Annotated in this window: 17 protein-coding genes and 1 tRNA gene; 16 read left to right on the top strand and 2 right to left on the bottom strand. The window is 37.3% G+C overall.

What is annotated here, in order from left to right; genetic code table 11:
* The first annotated feature begins 35 nt into the window (after positions 1-35).
* The 6 genes from I6751_RS09430 (at position 36) to I6751_RS09455 (ending at position 5,486) form a co-directional block, all read left to right on the top strand.
* A tRNA-Ile gene (locus tag I6751_RS09430) sits at positions 36-112 on the top strand.
* 154 nt (positions 113-266) lie between these two features.
* Positions 267-1,190: a DUF2156 domain-containing protein gene (locus I6751_RS09435; protein WP_231037997.1), complete on the top strand. Its 924-nt coding sequence runs from the start codon at positions 267-269 to the stop codon at positions 1,188-1,190.
* A 140-nt stretch (positions 1,191-1,330) separates the two neighbouring features.
* Positions 1,331-1,774, top strand: a complete 444-nt coding sequence (locus I6751_RS09440) for a YwiB family protein (RefSeq protein ID WP_196592261.1) — start codon at positions 1,331-1,333, stop codon at positions 1,772-1,774.
* A 16-nt stretch (positions 1,775-1,790) separates the two neighbouring features.
* Positions 1,791-3,449 (top strand): arginine--tRNA ligase, encoded by a 1,659-nt coding sequence (argS, locus tag I6751_RS09445; RefSeq protein ID WP_196592263.1) that lies wholly within the window; start codon positions 1,791-1,793, stop codon positions 3,447-3,449.
* A 23-nt stretch (positions 3,450-3,472) separates the two neighbouring features.
* Complete coding sequence (gene rpoE / locus I6751_RS09450) at positions 3,473-3,817, top strand: DNA-directed RNA polymerase subunit delta (RefSeq protein WP_182187986.1); 345 nt, start codon at positions 3,473-3,475, stop codon at positions 3,815-3,817.
* Between the two features lie 58 nt (positions 3,818-3,875).
* Positions 3,876-5,486 carry a CTP synthase gene (locus I6751_RS09455; protein ID WP_196592264.1) on the top strand — a complete coding sequence of 537 codons (1,611 nt, stop codon included), beginning with the start codon at positions 3,876-3,878 and terminating at the stop codon, positions 5,484-5,486.
* Between the two features lie 284 nt (positions 5,487-5,770).
* On the opposite strand, the gene I6751_RS09460 is transcribed toward I6751_RS09455, so the two are convergent.
* Complete coding sequence (locus I6751_RS09460; protein WP_196592266.1) at positions 5,771-6,385, bottom strand: LysE/ArgO family amino acid transporter; 615 nt, start codon at positions 6,383-6,385, stop codon at positions 5,771-5,773.
* Between the two features lie 144 nt (positions 6,386-6,529).
* Between I6751_RS09460 and I6751_RS09465 the strand changes: the two genes are divergently transcribed.
* Complete coding sequence (locus I6751_RS09465) at positions 6,530-8,005, top strand: aminotransferase-like domain-containing protein (protein WP_196592268.1); 1,476 nt, start codon at positions 6,530-6,532, stop codon at positions 8,003-8,005.
* Between the two features lie 61 nt (positions 8,006-8,066).
* Here I6751_RS09465 and I6751_RS09470 read toward each other — a convergent pair whose 3' ends face one another.
* A complete protein-coding gene (locus I6751_RS09470) occupies positions 8,067-9,377 on the bottom strand; it encodes a hemolysin family protein (RefSeq protein ID WP_196592269.1) in 1,311 nt (436 codons plus the stop codon).
* Positions 9,378-9,701: 324 nt separating this feature from the next.
* Here I6751_RS09470 and tig point away from each other — a divergent pair, with 324 nt between their 5' ends.
* The 9 genes from tig (at position 9,702) to I6751_RS09515 (ending at position 18,977) form a co-directional block, all read left to right on the top strand.
* Positions 9,702-10,991 (top strand): trigger factor, encoded by a 1,290-nt coding sequence (tig, locus tag I6751_RS09475; RefSeq protein WP_196590647.1) that lies wholly within the window; start codon positions 9,702-9,704, stop codon positions 10,989-10,991.
* 38 nt (positions 10,992-11,029) lie between these two features.
* Positions 11,030-11,644, top strand: coding sequence for an ATP-dependent Clp endopeptidase proteolytic subunit ClpP (gene clpP, locus I6751_RS09480; RefSeq protein WP_182187990.1), 615 nt, complete (start codon positions 11,030-11,032; stop codon positions 11,642-11,644).
* A gap of 38 nt (positions 11,645-11,682) precedes the next feature.
* Positions 11,683-12,963: an ATP-dependent Clp protease ATP-binding subunit ClpX gene (clpX, locus tag I6751_RS09485; RefSeq protein WP_182187991.1), complete on the top strand. Its 1,281-nt coding sequence runs from the start codon at positions 11,683-11,685 to the stop codon at positions 12,961-12,963.
* Positions 12,964-13,271: 308 nt separating this feature from the next.
* Positions 13,272-15,596: an endopeptidase La gene (lon, locus tag I6751_RS09490; protein ID WP_196590648.1), complete on the top strand. Its 2,325-nt coding sequence runs from the start codon at positions 13,272-13,274 to the stop codon at positions 15,594-15,596.
* Complete coding sequence (gene yihA, locus I6751_RS09495; protein WP_196590649.1) at positions 15,593-16,228, top strand: ribosome biogenesis GTP-binding protein YihA/YsxC; 636 nt, start codon at positions 15,593-15,595, stop codon at positions 16,226-16,228. The genes lon and yihA overlap by 4 nt, the downstream gene beginning before the upstream one ends.
* 148 nt (positions 16,229-16,376) lie before the next feature.
* Positions 16,377-16,829 (top strand): siroheme decarboxylase subunit alpha, encoded by a 453-nt coding sequence (ahbA, locus tag I6751_RS09500; protein ID WP_182187994.1) that lies wholly within the window; start codon positions 16,377-16,379, stop codon positions 16,827-16,829.
* A 9-nt stretch (positions 16,830-16,838) separates the two neighbouring features.
* Positions 16,839-17,321, top strand: a complete 483-nt coding sequence (gene ahbB, locus I6751_RS09505) for a siroheme decarboxylase subunit beta (protein ID WP_196590650.1) — start codon at positions 16,839-16,841, stop codon at positions 17,319-17,321.
* A gap of 137 nt (positions 17,322-17,458) precedes the next feature.
* Positions 17,459-18,646: a pyridoxal phosphate-dependent aminotransferase gene (locus tag I6751_RS09510; protein ID WP_196590651.1), complete on the top strand. Its 1,188-nt coding sequence runs from the start codon at positions 17,459-17,461 to the stop codon at positions 18,644-18,646.
* A gap of 16 nt (positions 18,647-18,662) precedes the next feature.
* Complete coding sequence (locus I6751_RS09515; RefSeq protein WP_182187997.1) at positions 18,663-18,977, top strand: hypothetical protein; 315 nt, start codon at positions 18,663-18,665, stop codon at positions 18,975-18,977.
* The last annotated feature ends 341 nt before the right edge of the window (positions 18,978-19,318 follow it).

The raw sequence follows: 19,318 nt of genomic DNA on the forward strand, positions 1-19,318 counted from the left end.
GTCGTAGGTTCGAGTCCTACTCAAGGAGCCATTACGGGCCTCTAGCTCAGTTGGTTAGAGCCACCGGCTCATAACCGGTTGGTCGCAGGTTCGAGTCCTGCGGGGCCCACCAATCCTGTAGATAATGCAAAGCGAGTTGCTTTGCATTTTTTTTAATGTAGTTATTTGCGATTTTTGTTAATAACTGATATAATACTCACCAAGTAATAATTGATAAGCTATATCAATCAAATGATTGATATGTTTATTGTGCGGCAGTGTAATAATTGATAAATTACCAGGAGGGTGTTACTATCAACTTTAAAGAATTAACTCAAGAAGACAAACCGGTATTTGATGCTTTTTTCAAAGCAGGATACTATGAAAATTCACATTTTACATTTACTAATCTGTTTATGTGGCGGAAACCGTATAATATGATGTGGCAAGTTGAAAATGGCGTGTTGTTTTTAAAGGCAAAATGGGAAACTGATGAGTTTGCCCTGCAGCCATTCGGTCCAAAAGAGAAAATGCAGTGGGCTATAGAAAAATGGGTGGAATATTTTAAAACGTTAGGTAAACCATTAATTTTTTATGGATTAGAAAAGTGGATGGCTGATGAATTGGAGAAATTTCCGTCAGCTGAATTTAATATTGTTTCTGATGTGGAAAATTTTGATTATGTGTATGACAGCCAGGACCTGATAAATTTGAGCGGGAGAAAATTTCATTCCAAAAAAAATCATTTGAATAATTTTCGCAAAAATTATCCTAATGCACATTATATTCCAATAAATAGTGATGTTATACTGCAATGCAAATTGACCGTTAATGGCTGGTACAAGATGCGCAGTCAGGATTTACCGGATGATCCGTTTATTGCAGCAGAACGTGATGCTATAATTGAAGTATTGAACAATTTTGACGGGTTGGCACTAAAGGGTGGAGCGATAATGGACAATAATCGTATAATTGCATTTACTTTTGGCGAACAATTGAATACTGATACGGCAGTTATTCATGTGGAAAAAGCAGATCCTGATATTAATGGAGCGTATACATTTATTAATCAGGCATTTGTGCTGCACGAGTGGGCAGATATAAAATATATCAATCGCGAGGAAGACATGGGGATAGCAGGGCTTAGAAAAGCTAAGGAATCTTATCGACCTGTGAAATTGATATATAAATATAATGCGGAAATAAAATAATAATATTATTATATAATTGTAGACTTAAGCTGATGCTGTCTGGCATTGGCTTTTTTATTGAAATTATTTGACTGTGCTTATTGGCTTTTAAGATGTGGTACGCTATAATATTCATATGTTTGTAAAAAAAAGGAGCCATAATGGAAAAAGTCATTTTAAAGGTGGAAGGAACCCAGACAGATTTATTGGGAGAAAAAACAAGTTTGGAATTTCTTTCTGAGGGGCAGTACTACTGCAAAAATGGAATGAGTTATGTTCTTTATGACGAGTCTGACTCAAATGGAATGGAAGGTACAAAAACACTTTTAAAAATTGCTGGTGATTCATTGAGGCTGGTACGCAGAGGTACTATTGAGAATGAGCAGTTTTTTTCAAATGGTGTAAAAAGTGACAGTCATTATCATACGCCTTATGGCGATATAAAAATTTCGGTGGATACTAAGCAGATAGATATCACGATGGGTTCTATATCAAGCAGTATCCACGTTTTTTATGATGTATTAATAGATGGTAAATGGCAAAGCAATAATGAGCTCCATATTGAAATTGTTGCAGCAGACAGGCAAAGCAGGTATTTAAATTGATAGGGAGGAAGATTCTTTGAATATCCACGAACTGGTAATAAAAGAAATACAAGCGGCAGTGCAAAAGAACAGCACTATGAGTGTTTTTCCTGAGGTCAGGGAAATGCCGCTGGTAATACTTGAAATACCACCACAGAAAGAATATGGAGATTTAGCTACTAATTTTGCGATGCAGTCGGCAAAAGTATTTCATATGGCACCCAGAAAGATTGCTGAGGAATTGATAAAACAGATAGACATGACTTATCTCGAAAAAGTGGAGATAGCAGGTCCGGGTTTTATCAATTTTTATTTGAAATCAGATATAATTTATAGAGAACTCAAAGAGGCAATAAAACAAGGCAGAAATTTTGGAACAATGCCTTACAATGGCAGTAATAAAATACAAGTGGAATATGTCAGCGCTAATCCAACCGGGCCACTGCATGTAGGACACGGACGCGGTGCCGCTTTTGGTAGTTCTTTGGTTAATCTTTTGCGGGCTGCGGGTAATCAGGTAGAAAGTGAATATTATATTAATGATGCCGGCAGCCAGATCGATAATTTAGCTGCATCGGTAAATGCCCGGTATTTGGAATTATTGGGACATAAGACCGATTTTCCGGAAAATGGATACCACGGGCAAGATATTATTGAAACAGCTCAGCGTATAATTGACAAAAATTCTGATAAATATTTAAAAATGACTGATGAAGAACGGCTTACCGCATTTAAAGAAGTAGCACTCAAAGAAAAATTAGCTGTACTGAAGGAAGATCTGGCAGCATTTAACGTTCATTTTGATGTTTGGTTCAGTGAACGGACTTTGCATCCGGCAGCAGTGAAAGCTGTATGTGATATATTGATAAAAAATAAAGCGATATATGAAAAAGATGGTGCTTTATGGCTCAAATCAACTGAATATGGTGATGATAAAGATCGCGTGGTAATACGGGAAAATGGGGTTCCAACCTATTTAGCGGCTGATATTGCCTATCACAAGAATAAATATGATCGTGGTTTTACAAAATTGATAAATGTTTGGGGAGCGGATCACCACGGGTATATATGCCGGGTAAAAGCAGCCATGAAGGCATTAGGATATTCAGCCGATAAGCTTGATGTACTGTTGCTGCAGATGGTGAGCCTTTATCGTAATGGTGAACTGGTAAAAATGTCTAAACGAACGGGACAAAGTGTCACATTAGCTGAGCTTATTGAAGAAGTTGGCGTTGATGCGGCTCGTTATTTTTTCATAATGAGGTCGCTGGACAGTCAACTGGATTTTGATCTTGATTTGGCAAAATCTGAATCCAGTGAAAACCCGGTTTACTATGTTCAATATGCATATGCGCGCATATGCAGTATTTTTCGTCAAGCAGCAGAAGCAGGGATAAAATCGGATGAAGCTGTTGATTTGGAATTATTGACTGATGATACTGAAATTGCTCTCATAAAAAGGATATTATCATATCCTGATGAGATTAAGACGGCAGCAAGAGACTATGCACCACACCGCATAGCCAATTTTTCGCATGAACTGGCAGCTGATTTTCATAGTTTTTATAACAGATGCAGAATTATTGGAGTTGCCCGGCCGCTGGCCCAGTCTCGTTTGGCGTTAGCCGGTATGGCAGGAAATGTAATTCATCATTCGCTTGATATTTTAGGTGTAAGTTCACCGGAAAAAATGTAACTAATTATGAAGGGACGATATCAATGGATTTTACTAACAAAACTGAATCGGATGTAGCTTATTACATATTGAATGAAGCAGGAGATGCAATGTTTTATAAAGACCTCATAATGAAAGTTATAGAAGCCAAAAATAAACCGGTGCAATCGCTGCCAATTGCTATTTCAGAGATATATACATTGATAAATATGGATAGCCGCTTTCGCCATGTCGGCAGCGGTATGTGGAAATTAACGGAATGGCTGCCCACCGATACCAAGGGAACTTCAAAAAGTTCATCATCATCGACATCAGGCGGTGCAAAGGGAAAAAATAATACGCAAAGGCGCATGAAATTGTTGGAGGGAATTCAAGATGATACACATTAATTGATAGTCCAAAAATGTATTATCTTGTTAAATAAAATAATTATAGATGGAGGAAAAAATGGCAAAGTATATTTTTGTTACTGGTGGGGTCGTATCTTCTTTAGGAAAGGGTATCACGGCTGCCTCTTTGGGACGTTTATTGAAAAGTCGCGGTATTAAGGTAACCATTCAAAAATTTGACCCATATATCAATATCGATCCGGGAACGATGAGCCCGTATCAGCATGGTGAAGTGTTTGTAACAGATGATGGAGCAGAAACAGATCTGGATTTAGGTCATTACGAACGTTTTATTGATATTAATCTTACTAAGGGGTCCAATGTTACTACAGGGAAAATTTATTGGTCAGTCCTCACCAAGGAACGTCGTGGTGATTACTTGGGCAGTACAGTTCAGGTAATTCCTCATATAACTAACGAAATTAAACAACGCGTATATGATGTTGCTGCATCGGATAATGCAGATGTAGTCATAACTGAGATAGGTGGAACCGTTGGGGATATCGAAAGCCAGCCATTTTTGGAAGCCATTCGTCAGGTAAAAAAAGAAGTAGGAAAAAATGATGCCCTATATATTCATGTGACACTTATTCCTTACATTTCTGCTGCTGGTGAATTGAAAACCAAGCCAACACAGCATAGTGTAAAGGAATTGAGAAGTATTGGTATCCAACCGGATATTCTTGTATGCCGTACTGACAAATCTATTTCTGCCGATATGAAGAAAAAATTGGCATTGTTTTGCGATGTTGATGTTGATGCTGTTATAGAAAACCAGACGGCTTCGACCATTTATGAAGTACCGCTTATCATGCAAAAGGAAGGTTTGGACAAAATAGTCTTACAAAAACTTAATATGGATTATAGTCCTGCCAACATGGAAGAGTGGGAACGCATGGTTTATAAAATAAAAAATCCTAAGCAGCGTGTAAAAATTGCTGTGGTCGGTAAATATGTGGACTTGCCCGATGCGTATATATCTGTGACGGAGGCATTGCATCATGCAGGTATATCTAATGAAGCAGATGTGAAGATAACCTGGGTGGATGCCGAAAAAATTGAAATGGAAGATTTGGAGCTGGATGAGGTATTTGCCGGATGCAAGGGCATCTTAGTACCGGGGGGATTTGGTTATCGTGGTGTTGAAGGGAAAATTGCTGCTATCAAATACGCTCGGGAAAATAAGATACCGTTTTTGGGATTATGTCTTGGCATGCAGTGTTCGGTAATCGAATTTGCCCGCAATGTTTGTGGAATGAGTGATGCAAACAGCACCGAATTCAATAAAGAGACCGATTATCCGGTAATCGATTTAATGGAGTCTCAGATAGATGTAGAGGATAAAGGCGGAACTATGCGTCTGGGATCATATCCCTGCAAATTAGCGGAAGATACAAAAGCCATGGCGGCCTACAACAAGAAACTAATACATGAACGTCATCGGCATCGGTATGAATTAAATAATAAATTCAGACAAAAATTGATTGATAATGGGATGATTGTAGCCGGTACGCTGCCTGATAACAGTTTGGTAGAAATAGTCGAAGTAAAAGATCATCCATGGTTTGTTGCATCTCAGTTTCACCCGGAACTAAAATCAAGACCTAATAGGCCGCATCCATTATTTAGGGATTTTGTGAGTGCGGCATTGAAATACACTGCTTTATGATGCAGATATTTTTCAGGAATGACAGCAAAAATATACATCATGTAATGAGTTAAAATATTTTGGTGCCGAAAATAAAAATTATCTTGATATATGGTATAGAATAATTTAAATGCAATTATTTTGTGGAAAAATATAATAACAGGCATTGTTCTTGGACAATTTCGGGGAGATGTCTATAAAGACGAAAGTGCCTGATCTTCTTTTAAATTAAGAGATTAGGCACTATTTTATTGTCCTTGACAAAGTTTATCCGATTTAAGCAATCGGGTTTTTAAACAATCGGGTCAATAAAATGGCAATAGATTTTTTGCTTCTCCAAATAATTTTATGCCGTATAAAATTATAACAATTCCACAACAAGTATTAATTTTACTGAATGTATTTTCGTGTAGTATTTGACGAAATTGTGTTATAAATAATGTGAGGCCGGTAAACCATAAGCATGAAGCAGTAAGAATCCCAAAAATAAAATATAGAGCCTGGCTGCCGATAAAAATGGCATGAAAACTGCCCAGCATTATTGTGCCGTCTAGGATTGCCTGTGGGTTAAACCAAGTAACTATAAAGGCCGAATAAATGACTTTATATATAGATATATCGGTCTTTTTGCAAGAAATATCAGGTGAAGCGGATATTAGATTTATGCCGATATAAAGTAAAAATATACTACCGCCCAAAAGTAAAAATAGCTTCAAAGCTGGTGAATATTCAATAAGGGTACCAATACCGAAAAAGCATGATAAAGATAAAGTGATATCAAAAAAAATAATGGCAAATGATATGAATATGGATTGTCGACGTTTATATGTCAGTGCACTATTGATTACAAACATGTTTTGCATCCCGATAGGAGCTGTATATGCTATACCAATAATCAATCCTTGTAAAAAATAACTCATGATGAACGGTCCTTCCTTAATTAAGCTGATTGCAATGGTTTGTCAAAAATATAAATTACAGTATACTGTTATTATAAAGAAGTTTTAATATTAAGTATCCAGCCAAATGTAATAATTAAACCCAACCAAAAGGAATTTATGGTGATGAAAAATAATTTACCTGTTCAAATAACATGGCATCCTTGTAAACAAAGCAAGGTGCCCGTATATCAGCAAATAGTAAATTTTGTTTATAAAAAAATATCTTCAGGTGAATGGAACGCAGGAACTTATCTTCCGGCACAACGCAGAATGGCTGAAATATTTGACGTCAATAGAAGTACAGTTGTATCTGCGATGGAAGAACTTGCTTCGTATGGTATAGTAGCAGGCAAGGGCAGAATGGGAACAAAAATAATAAGTGATACATGGTCACTTATGCTGCCGAACGCTCTGGACTGGGAAAAGTACATTAATGCAGGAGTTTTTAGGGCTAATAAACGTATAATCAGGATGATCAATCGATTTGAATTCGCGCCAGGAATTGCTCGGATTAGTACTGGAGAATTGGATCCAAGATTATTTCCGACAACTATGTGGAGCCAGGTCCTGCAGAAAGTAAGTAAAGAAAATTTTACCTTTAATTATTTGGAAGCATTAGGTGCTCCATGTTTGCGCCGGGTGATTGCTGCACGTATGCAAAAACGGGGAATGAGAGTATCCGCTGCCAATATTTTAGTTACATCAGGAGCTTTACAGGGATTGCAATTGATATCAGTAGGATTGTTGAAAAGTAATTCAGTGGTTTATGCAGAAACACCAGGTTATTTGCAATCTTTGCGGGTCTTTCAATCGGCAGGGATGAAACTCAGGGGAGTCAGCATGGATAAAAGGGGAATTGAATTCTGGAAGTTACCTGCCAATGATATCATGAAACAAAAAAATAAGGCTTTTTTATATACAATACCTACTAATCATAATCCTACAGGCGTCACTATGTCTTTATCGAGACGCAGAGAACTTATGGAATTCTGTAATAAAAGACAGCTGCCAATTATTGAGGATGGAGCTTATGAAGAATTATGCTTTAATAATATACCGCAATCACTTAAATCAATGGATGAAAATAATATTGTTATTTATCTGGGAACGGTATCAAAGACTTTGGCACCGGGTTTACGCGTAGGCTGGCTTGTCGCACCTGAACCGATAGTACAAAGACTGGGGGATGTGAAAATGCAGATGGACTACGGAACGAGTTCTGTTTCCCAATTGATTTTATTAGAATTTTTGAACAGTGGTTTTTATGATGAACATATTAAAGAAGTAAAACAGGAACTTCTTATACGTAGAGATAACGCGATTGCTGTATTAAAAAAATATTGTGCGGATATTGCTTCATGGAATGTTCCCGATGGTGGATTTTATATATGGATGACGTTTAAAAATAATATTCCTATTGAAAAATTATTTTTCGCCGCACTGCAGAGAAAAATATTGTTTAATCCCGGTAAAATATATGATCTTATGTCAAACAACTCATTGCGTGTTTCATATTCATATCTTAGCTGCAGGGAATTTGCTGAAGCAATGAAAAAATTTTCTGAAATTATTGCTGAATTATCAATTCAGCACAAATAAAAATACTTCCGATATCTACGGATACCAGAAGTATTAAATATTTTACATTATAATGTTGTTCTTAATCAGTGAATAATTTGGTCACAAGTATTTTATCGATACGATTGCGATCCATATCAGCTATTTCAAAGCGTAGATTATGCCATATTTTATATTCAGCAGCTTTAGGAATATAGCCAAAATACGATAATAAAAATCCGCCTACTGTTTGATATTGAGCTCTTTCCTCACCGGGGAGTTCGTCAATATCAAAGCGTTCTTTGAAGTCGTCAATATCATAAAGCCCGTCGATATACCAGGAATTTTCATCGCGTTGTATTATTTGGGCGGTATCTTTTTCTTCTGGATATGATATATCACCAATGATTTCTTCAATAATATCTTTTAAGGTAATAAATCCAACTACACCACCATATTCATCAGCAACTACAGCTTCGTTTACGTTATTTTGACGGAATTTTTCTAATATGCGAAAAGATTCCATAGAGCGGGGGATGAAAACAGGTTGTTTGATAAATTTTTCTAAATCATGTAAATCGTTATCAATAGCAGCCTTTAATATATCTTTTGCATAGATGATCCCAATCAGGTTATCCAGATTATCCCGACCTATAAGAAAAACATCGTCAGGACTATCTTTGATCAATGTAAGATTGGTCGATAAGTCATCTTCCAAATCTATCCAGTTTATTTGTGTGCGCGGAGTCATCAGAGAATATGCGGTCTGATCACTCATGTGAAAGATACTGCCGACCATATCTTGTTCAGCTTTTTCAAATGTTCCTTCTTCAGTACCACGTTCTATGAGATCTTTTACTTCATCTTCAGTGACTGAGTCAGCAGATGGTGGATTGGTACCTGTAATCATTAAAAGAATATTTGCAATATGAGACATCATATTTATTAAAGGACGGATAGTTGTCCTGAACAATAATAGAAAAGATAAATATTTGGTTAAATAATATTCAGGACGTATTTGTGCCAATTTATTAGGTATTACTATACCTAATAATATACAGATAAATAGTAACAGAATAAATGACATTACAAATGTTATTTCATATATATATGGGATAAAAGAAATATTTGCCTGGAAAAACGAATATATACAAGGGATGATTATCATACCTGATGATATTCCTATAGCAAAATAACAACAAACGGAGCAAATCGTTAAAGCTGAGAATAGTTCATCAGGCGAATCAATTAGGTCACAAATTGTTTCAAAACGGAAATCATCTTCCGGAATTATTTCATCAAGCTGACTTTTGTGTGATTCGGAAAGAGCCGTTTTTAAAAGCACCAGAAAAGTATTGAAAAAAAGTAAAACAACAGTTAGAATTAAAAAGAAATCAGTCTCGGGAACATCCAAGAGAAAGTCACATCCTTATTTATAATTATCTATTATCATTATAGCATAAAAAAACTAAAATGCTATTGACATTTATTTTTTTTCCTGTATAATGGTATCCGTTGCCATGATTGTGCTTATGCGGAAGTAGCTCAGTGGTAGNCGAGTCTCGTTTTCCGCTCCATCTAAGGATAGTAGCAGCCCGGCTTTATGCCGGGCCTTTTGTTTTGCTTGTATTTGCATAATGTTTATGTTATTATGCTTATAGTATATTAGGTGTATTGCGGTCTGTTCAGTACTATCTTCTGCCGCTATGCATTATATTTTAGGAGGTTATTTTATAATATGAAAGTCAGTATAGAAAAAGCAGACAACCAGAAATTGGTGTTAACTATAGAAACACCAGCAGATGAACTGGGAAAATCTGTTGATGTAGCATGTAAACAGTTGGCTAACCGTGTGAATATTCCTGGGTTCAGAAAGGGACATGCACCTAAACAAATCATTGTACAGCGTTTGGGTGAAACGGCCATTTTGGATGAAGCTTTTGAAATTCTTGCACCGAAGGCTTTCGATGATGCACTTGTTGAACAGAAAGTTGAACCTGTTGACCGTCCTCAGATAGAAATAGTTACCTTGGAAAAGGGTAAGAATGTTGTTTTCAAGGCCACTGTAACACCTAAACCGGAAGTTTCCTTAGGGGAGTATAAGGGACTTAAGGCGCAAATGCCTGCAGTTGAAGTTAATGATGAACAAATTGCTGAACAAATAAAAAATATGCGTACTCACCATGCCAAAATGACGGATGCTGCGGCTGATGCTGTAGTCGAAAAAGACAATTTTATAACATTGGATTTTTTGGGAAAAGTTGATGATAAACCTTTTGACGGTGGTGAAGGTAAGGATTATCCGTTGCAGATAGGTTCCAATAGTTTTATTGCCGGTTTTGAAGATCAGCTTATTGGCATGAAGCTTGGTGAAGAGAAAGATGTAAATGTAACTTTTCCGCAGGATTATCAAGAACCTTCTTTAGCTGGAAAACCTGCTGTATTTCATTGTAAAATAAATAGCATCAAAATTCAGGAACTACCGGAACTTAATGATGAATTTGTCAAAAAATCAACATCATATGACAATGTTGAAGATTTGAAAAAAAACTTACGGGAAATTATGTTGAAATCAGCTCAGACTCGTGCTGAAGGCGAATATAGGACTCAGGTGATGAAACAAGTAGCTGATAATGCTGCCGTTGATATTCCTGAGGTTATGGTTGATAATCGTGTGAACAGTATGTTGAATGAACTTTCTGCTAATTTGCAAAGCCACGGTATGAATATGGAACAATATCTTAAATACAGCAATACTGATATAGCAAAATTACGCGAAACATATCGTGAAGCAGCTAAGGAAGCTGTGAAATCCGATCTTGTATTGGAAAAAATTGCCAAATTAGAGAATATAAAAGTTGAAACTAAGGAAGTCGATACCGAAATAGCGATGATGGCAGCTCGCTATGGCAGCACACCTAAAGAAGTCAAAAAGATAATAACTAAAAATGGATATATAACCAGTCTTTTTGATACAATCGGCAGAAAAAAAGCAGCTCAATTTGTTATGGACAACCTGACAAAATAGTTGTATAATTCTCCGAAAAGGGAGGAGTGATCTATCATATGAATTATGTACCAATGGTTGTTGAACAATCAAGCCGCGGCGAACGTGCATATGATATTTATTCGCGCTTGCTTAAAGATCGCATAATTTTTTTAGGCGGCCCTATTGATGATAATGTTGCTAATGTTGTAATTGCACAGTTATTGTTTTTAGAATCGGAAGATCCTGATAAGGATATACATTTATATATAAATAGTCCAGGAGGGGTAGTTACCGCAGGACTAGCTATTTATGATACTATGCAGTATATAAAACCGGATGTCTCGACTATTTGCATGGGACAGGCGGCTAGTATGGGGTCGCTGCTTTTGACAGCAGGCGCCAAGGGTAAACGCTATGCTCTGCCATATTCGCGAATAATGATTCATCAGCCATTAGGCGGGGCTCAGGGTCAATCTACGGATGTTCAGATACAGGCCAGAGAGCTTTTGCGCGCAAGGGAGATTCTTAATGAAATATTGATACGTCATACGGGGCAGGATGAGGCTAAAATCATGCTAGATACTGAACGTGATAATTTTATGTCGGCGAAAGCGGCTAAAGAATATGGATTGATTGACGACGTAATTGTTCGCCCTGATGATTTAGGGAAAAGTAAAACAGATAGCAAGTAATAATTGTTCTGTTTTGTTTCCGAGGGAGAGGTGATAATATGTTGAAATTCGGTGATGATAAGGGACAGCTCAAATGTTCATTCTGTGGTAAACCGCAGACACAGGTGCGTAAATTAGTGGCAGGCCCGGGAGTTTATATTTGTGATGAATGTATTGAGTTGTGTAATGAAATAATTGAGGAAGAATTAACCGATGGAGTTGAAGTAGAACTCAGGGATGTACCGAAACCTAAGGAGATAAAAGCTATACTTGATCAATACGTAATTGGTCAGGAAGAAGCAAAAAAGACTTTATCTGTGGCCGTCTATAATCATTATAAGCGGATAAATGCGGGATTAAAGAATAATGATACTGATTTGCAAAAATCAAATATTCTCATGCTTGGACCTACCGGTAGTGGGAAGACTTTGCTGGCGCAGACAATGGCACGTATTTTAAATGTGCCATTTGCCATTGCCGATGCGACATCATTGACTGAAGCCGGTTATGTTGGAGAAGATGTTGAAAATATTTTACTAAAATTGATACAATCGGCGGACTACGACATTGAAAAGGCCGAAAAAGGGATAATCTATATTGATGAAATTGATAAAATTGCCCGTAAATCAGAAAATCCATCAATAACACGTGATGTTTCAGGAGAAGGTGTTCAGCAGGCTCTGCTTAAAATATTAGAGGGGACTGTTGCAAATGTTCCACCGCAGGGTGGCCGTAAACATCCGCATCAGGAGTTGCTGCAGATTGATACCACTAATATTTTATTTATTTGTGGCGGGGCCTTCGATGGATTGGAAAAAATTATAGAGAATCGGCTTGGACGAAAAAATGTAGGCTTTGGTGCTGAAATAAAAAGCCGTCATAGTCAAAATGCCAGTGAATGGTTAAAACATGTACTACCAGAGGATTTTCTTAAAAGTGGATTGATTCCTGAATTCGTTGGCAGGTTACCTATTGTTGTTACCCTTGATGCTTTAAATAAGGATGCATTAGTAGATATTCTTGTTAAACCTAAAAATTCGTTAGTTAAGCAGTATCAAAAACTGTTGGAAATAGACGGTGTTTCATTGGATTTTGATGATGCGGCATTGCAGCTTATAGCTGAAAAAGCATTGAAAAGAAAAACAGGAGCACGTGGTCTGCGTTCAATAATTGAAACGACGATGCGTAATGTTATGTATGAAATACCTTCGGTTAAGGGAGTTACTAATTGCCGGATAACCAGGGAAACTATTGAAAAGGGTATAGATCCTTTACTTACGTATGGGAATAAGAAGAAACAGTCAGCTAAAAAATCAATAACAAGTGAAGAATCAGCTTGATTATTCCATTGTGAAACTATTATGGGGTAATGAAATTAGAAATAGTAGCAGATTACCCAATGGATAGGTCAGTATTATTCAATAATAAATAATTTGTGCAGACAAATTGTGAATTTATATAATTTTGTATTATATGAGGATGTTTAATATAAGTTGTTGTATCTATTTTTCAGCAAAACCTTTTATAATCAGGCTTTGTTGCGATAGTTGTAGAAAAGAGCAGTTGCAATCTTGCAAACTCATTTCTGTAAAATAGATATAGCAGCTTTTTTTTGATAAATAAAACTTGCAAGGGAAGTGCCCGAGAGATGAAAAATGAGAAAGATTCGTTGACCTTACCTTTATTACCCTTACGTGGGATTGTCGTTTTTCCCTATGTGATAGTGAATCTTGATGTAGGACGTGACAAATCTATTGCGGCTTTAGAAGATGCAATGATCCATGAACATAAAATTTTACTGATTGCTCAGAAAGATCCAGCGGTAGGTGAACCAAAGCAGGAAGATATGTATAAAATGGGAACAGTTGCTGAAATAAAGCAACTGTTAAAGTTACCTGGTGGTTCAGTTCGTGTACTTGTGGAAGGTTCATATCGTGCTGAAATGCAAGAGATGATTGATAATGGTAAGTATTATGAAGCTAGGATTATTGAATATAAAGAAGAAGTAAAAGATGCCTCCATAGACATGGAGGCTTTGATAAGAGCTGTAGTCCATAAATTTGAACAATGGGTAAAGCTGAGTAAAAGAATTCCGCCTGAAACTCTTGTATCGGTGGTTATGATAGATGACGGAGGTCATTTATGTGATTTAATCGCCAGCCATATGAGTATGAAATTGGAAGATAAACAAAAGCTGCTTACATTGGTTGATCCGGCTAAGCGATTGGAATGCCTGTATGATATACTGGCACGGGAGCTGGAAATTCTCGATATTGAAAAGACAATCAGTGATCGTGTTCATCAACAAATGGGAAAAACGCAAAAAATGTATTATTTGCGTGAACAGTTAAAAGCCATTCATAAAGAGATGGGCGACGGTGATAACGGTTATACCGAGACAACGAAGTATAAGACAAGGATGATGGATGGTAAATATCCGGCACCTGTGCGTGAGGCACTCAGCCGGGAAATTGATCGGCTGGACGAAACTTCCAGCGCGTCACCGGAAGCAGGTGTAATACGTACTTATATTGAATGGCTGCTGGACTTGCCTTGGAAACACACCAGTCGTGATAAACTTGACATAAAAATGGCTGAGGAAGTTTTGAATAAAAATCACTATGGCTTGGAAAAAATTAAAGAACGTATATTAGAATATATAGCTATCCGCAAACTATCCAATCATACTAAAGCTCCTATTATTTGCTTAGTTGGGCCGCCTGGCGTCGGGAAAACATCTTTGGCAGCATCTATTGCCAAAGCCATGGGAAGAAAATTTGTCAGGGCATCATTGGGCGGTATGCGTGATGAAGCGGAAATACGCGGTCACAGACGTACCTATGTCGGTGCATTACCGGGACGGATAATTAATGGTATAAAAGTTGCCGGAACCAAAAATCCGGTGTTTTTATTAGACGAAGTTGATAAAATTGCTGCCGATTTCCGTGGTGACCCATCGGCAGCATTATTGGAAGTTCTTGACCCGGAGCAAAATAATACATTTTCTGACCATTATATTGAATTGCCATTTGATCTGTCACAGGTCTTTTGGATCGTTACAGCAAATAATTTAGCACAGATTCCGCGTCCTTTACGAGACCGGATGGAAATAATTATACTTTCAAGTTACACTGAGGCAGAAAAATATCAAATAGCTAAGCAATATCTGGTGTCTAAGCAGTTGGTGGCGAATGGTTTGGAAAAAGCACAATTGCAATTTATGAATGGTGTTTTGCAAAAAATAATAGCAGATTACACCCGCGAATCCGGTGTACGGGAATTGGAACGACAAATAGCGAAAATATGCCGGAAAACTGCTAAAAAAATTGTTGAAGAAGGAAAAGCCCGAATACGTATAACAACTAAAACATTAGCAGATTATTTGGGAAAACCCCAATATACCCATACTCATGCAGAGAATAAACCTCAGGTCGGAGTATGTACTGGCATGGCTTGGACTGAAGTAGGTGGTGATATTTTACCAACCGAGGCAACTGTATTGGCCGGTAAGGGGAATCTTATACTTACGGGACAACTGGGTGACGTGATGAAAGAGTCAGCTCAGGCAGGATTGAGCTACATAAGAAGCCGCAGCGGGAAATTGGGTCTGGATGACAAGTTTTATGAAAAAAAGGACATTCATATTCATTTACCAGAAGGAGCAATTCCCAAGGATGGTCCATCGGCAGGTATTACCATGGCGACTGCTGTAGTATCGGCGCTTATAGATAAAAAAGTCAGAAACGATGTTGCTATGACTGGGGAAATTACTCTCAGAGGCCGGGTTTTACCAATAGGCGGCTTAAAAGAAAAAGTTATAGCAGCATACCGTGAAAAAATATATAATATCATTTTGCCGAAGGAAAATGAGCGTGATACTGATGACGTACCTGAAGAAATACGTCAAAAGATAAATTTTATTCCGGTAGAAACCATGGATGAAGTATTAAAATATGCTTTGGTGAAAGAATGACGAATAATAATGGTAAAATGGTAAATATAATCCGAGCTGAATATATTGCATCCGCTGTAAAAAATGATCAGTTTCCCTGCGAAAAACTTTTGGAAATAGCTTTTATCGGACGGTCCAATGTAGGAAAATCTTCTTTGATTAATTCACTGACGCGTGTACGTAATCTTGCCCGTGTCAGCGGTCAGCCGGGTAAGACACAGACGATAAATTTTTTTAAACTGCGTGCTAAATATTATGAAAACGAAATAATAAAAGATTTCTATTTAATCGATTTACCCGGTTATGGTTATGCTAAAACAGGTCAGGCAAATAGAAAACGATGGGCTGCATTTATTGAAAAATATCTTTTGTCTTCTAAACAGCTTTATTGTGTATGCCAACTTGTTGATATACGGCATGAACCGATGGAAGCGGATATCAACATGTTTAAATGGCTGGTAGAAAATAATCTGCCGGTATTTGTAATAGCTACAAAGGCTGATAAGATAAGTAAAAATTTGGTTAAAAGTAATATTGACCGTTTAAAAAAAGCCTTTTGCGTACCAGAATTGACAATACTGCCTTACTCTTCTACGAAAAATGAGGGGCGTTCATATTTACTTGACTTTATAGGACAAGCTTTGGTAGAATAGATATATAAATTATGAATCTGATTCAATTATGCAGTTCATAATGATGGAGTTATTTTGTACAGTGTTGCTGTATGAGGTGGTTTATTGCCCGCAGGGCTCATCGATATGCATGATAAAAGCATGGCAATAATGATTTATGAGGTGTTATATGCTGTCGGTATCAGATAAGAAAATACTCAATGTAATCCAAACAAATCTACCGCTTGTTTCCCATCCGTTTGCCAGACTTGGTGAAATGGTTGGGTTATCAGAGGACATGGTCATTGATCGATTAAAAAAATTAAAAGAAGCAGGCTACATTCGTCGTATAGGACCATTTTTTGATTCAGGGAAATTGGGTTATGTAGGTACTTTAGTAGCGTTAAAGGTTAAAGACGGCTATATGGAAAGTGTTGCTGAAGCTGTCAATACCTATGAAGGAGCTACTCATAATTATGAACGCAGGGGGAAATATAACCTGTGGTTTACTTTGTTGACACCGGATGAAGCGCAGCGCGATAAAATTTTGTATGACGTTCGCATGCTGCCCGGTGTGGAATCGGCAATGAGTTTGGTTTCGCGCAAAAAATATAAGGTCAATGTAAAATTTAACTTGAAGTAGGTAATGTAGATGGATGCATTGGACAAAAAGATTATCAAAGTTATGCAAAATGATTTTCCGCTTGTGGCAAAACCGTATGAAGAATTGGCAGATCGTATAGGAATCAGTGAAGCTGAATTGCTGGAAAGATTGAAAAAATACAAACAAAATGGTCAGATACGTAAAATGGGGGCTGTCTTGGGCCATTATACGGCAGGCTTTTCGGCAAATGTACTTTGCGCATGGGTTGTCCCAAAAGAAAGAATGGATGAAACAGGCCGGGCGATGGCGGCAAATGCTGCAGTATCACATTGCTATGATCGTACTACTACACCTGAATGGCCATACAATGTTTATACCATGATTCATGCCAGAACACACAATGAGTGTAATGCTATTGTTGATGAACTGGCACGAGAAAATAATCTTGACAGACGGGTAATGCTGTATAGTGTCAAGGAATGGAAAAAGACCAGTATGCATTATTTCCAGGATGAAAAAATAGCACAGTAATGTACGCTTATTGAGTAACAGCTGCTTTTAAAGCCTTAGATTAGTTCTAAGGCTTTTTGTGTTACATATATTGAAGAGAATATTCAAAGATGTTACAATAAAAAGAAACTGTAAATTAGTAATGAAGGATTGATTAAATGATTGCACAGGCAATGTATGAATTGGGTACAAAAAAATCTACGATACGTACTATTTTTGAGTATGGCCGCAAGCGGGCAGCTCAAGTTGGTGAAGACAATATTTATGATTATAGCCTGGGAAATCCTAATGTTCCGGCACCTAATTTTATTAAACAGGCCATATTTGATATTTTAAATGAGGAAGATCCCTGCGCTGTCCATGGTTATACGATAGCAGCCGGATTACCCATTGTACGGGAAAAACTAGCACAAAGTGTAAATCGTCGTTTTAAAACAAATTTTACTGTTAAGAATTTCTTTATGACAGGCGGTGCTGCCGGAGCTATAACAATAACGTTTAAGGCACTTAGTGAACCGGATGATGAATTTATTACATTTGCACCGTATTTCCCCGAGTATAAATGTTTTGTCGAATCGACCGGTGCAAAGTTGGTAGTAGTGCCCGCCCAACCGGCTGATTTTCAGATTGATTTTGCGGCATTTGATAAATGTCTTTCGTCTCATACCAAAGCGGTGATCGTTAATTCACCCAATAACCCCAGTGGAGCAGTGTATTCGGAGGCTACGATAAAAAAACTGGCAGCAGTAATGACTAAAAAGGCGCAGCAATATGGACATCCCATATTTTTAATATCGGATGAACCGTACCGGGAAATAGCCTATAATGGGATTGACGTTCCTTATCTGACACATTACTATGCTGATACGATTGTTTGTTATTCATACAGCAAATCTTTTTCACTGCCGGGCGAACGCATAGGTTATATTATTGTTCCTGATGAAACAGCTGATTATGAAAAAATATATGGAGCTGTTGCAGGAGCGGCCAGAGTGCTTACACACGTAAATGCGCCTTCGCTGTTTCAGCGGGTCGTGGCACGTTGCTGTGATTTGCCTTCCAATATAGAAGCTTATAGAAAAAATGGTGAATTGCTGTATAATGGTTTGATTGAGGCAGGTTTTAAATGTTTGAAACCGCAGGGAGCATTTTATCTATTCCCGGAATCTTTAGAAACTGATGATTATGCTTTTTGTAAAAGGGCACAGTCATTTGATTTATTGCTCGTTCCTGGCAGTGATTTTGGTTGTCCTGGCCACTTTCGTGCATCATATTGTATAAAAGAGTCGACTATAAGAAAGTCTTTACCCATTTTTAAAAAATTGGCGCAAAGTTATAAAATATAATAAGGAAGCGATAATTTTGTTTGAGGTGCCGGATAAAACAGATTATGTTGGCAATAATCCTCATTTAAGGACGGAAAAACTTACCCCGCTGACGGAAAGAATGCCGCAATTTAATCAGCAGTTGCTGGCTTTGCAAGATATTATCGGTGGGACTGATTTCACTAAATATGTGCAGAATATCCATAATATAGCGCAAAATAATAACACTTTATTAATAACTGTAGGCAATGAGCTGCAACGTATGCATGTTCAGAATATGGGGGCTGCATTGAAAAAGGTGTTTAATGTAGAACGAGTGCAGGTAATCGGGATAATGAAAACTATTTTTTAAAACAAGAGCTGCCGTACGAATGGCATTGACCTCATAAAAATGCAATCTAATGCCGCTATGCGGTTTCCCGTCCTTTTGAAATGACAGGAGGAACGGAATATTGCATATTTTATGAATGAAAATGTTTATGTTCGGCAGCTCCTTTGTTTTATAGGGAGATAATAAATATTTGTTAAGATGATACTGTCAGTAATAATTGGCATATCTGGTTTTATATTGCCAAAAATCTTGTTAAAGCTTATAATTTACGTTATACTGTTTTTGACTTATATATAATTGTTTGATAAACTTTTATGTAGTTTGGGCAAATTTGCGGGGAATGACTGATAAATTTGCTGAAG

This window comes from Pectinatus frisingensis (assembly GCF_015732285.1).
Taxonomy (GTDB): Bacteria; Bacillota; Negativicutes; order Selenomonadales; family Selenomonadaceae; genus Pectinatus; species Pectinatus frisingensis.

Bases quoted from the DNA above. Each gene is read 5' to 3' on its own strand.
- tig (WP_196590647.1), top strand. From the start codon at position 9,702: ATGAAAGTCAGTATAGAAAAAGCAGACAACCAGAAATTGGTGTTAACT.
- rpoE (WP_182187986.1), top strand. From the start codon at position 3,473: ATGGATTTTACTAACAAAACTGAATCGGATGTAGCTTATTACATATTG.
- I6751_RS09465 (WP_196592268.1), top strand. From the start codon at position 6,530: ATGAAAAATAATTTACCTGTTCAAATAACATGGCATCCTTGTAAACAA.
- clpX (WP_182187991.1), top strand. From the start codon at position 11,683: ATGTTGAAATTCGGTGATGATAAGGGACAGCTCAAATGTTCATTCTGT.
- lon (WP_196590648.1), top strand. From the start codon at position 13,272: ATGAAAAATGAGAAAGATTCGTTGACCTTACCTTTATTACCCTTACGT.
- I6751_RS09460 (WP_196592266.1), bottom strand. From the start codon at position 6,385: ATGAGTTATTTTTTACAAGGATTGATTATTGGTATAGCATATACAGCT.
- I6751_RS09440 (WP_196592261.1), top strand. From the start codon at position 1,331: ATGGAAAAAGTCATTTTAAAGGTGGAAGGAACCCAGACAGATTTATTG.
- I6751_RS09455 (WP_196592264.1), top strand. From the start codon at position 3,876: ATGGCAAAGTATATTTTTGTTACTGGTGGGGTCGTATCTTCTTTAGGA.
- clpP (WP_182187990.1), top strand. From the start codon at position 11,030: ATGAATTATGTACCAATGGTTGTTGAACAATCAAGCCGCGGCGAACGT.
- ahbB (WP_196590650.1), top strand. From the start codon at position 16,839: ATGGATGCATTGGACAAAAAGATTATCAAAGTTATGCAAAATGATTTT.
- I6751_RS09510 (WP_196590651.1), top strand. From the start codon at position 17,459: ATGATTGCACAGGCAATGTATGAATTGGGTACAAAAAAATCTACGATA.
- ahbA (WP_182187994.1), top strand. From the start codon at position 16,377: ATGCTGTCGGTATCAGATAAGAAAATACTCAATGTAATCCAAACAAAT.
- yihA (WP_196590649.1), top strand. From the start codon at position 15,593: ATGACGAATAATAATGGTAAAATGGTAAATATAATCCGAGCTGAATAT.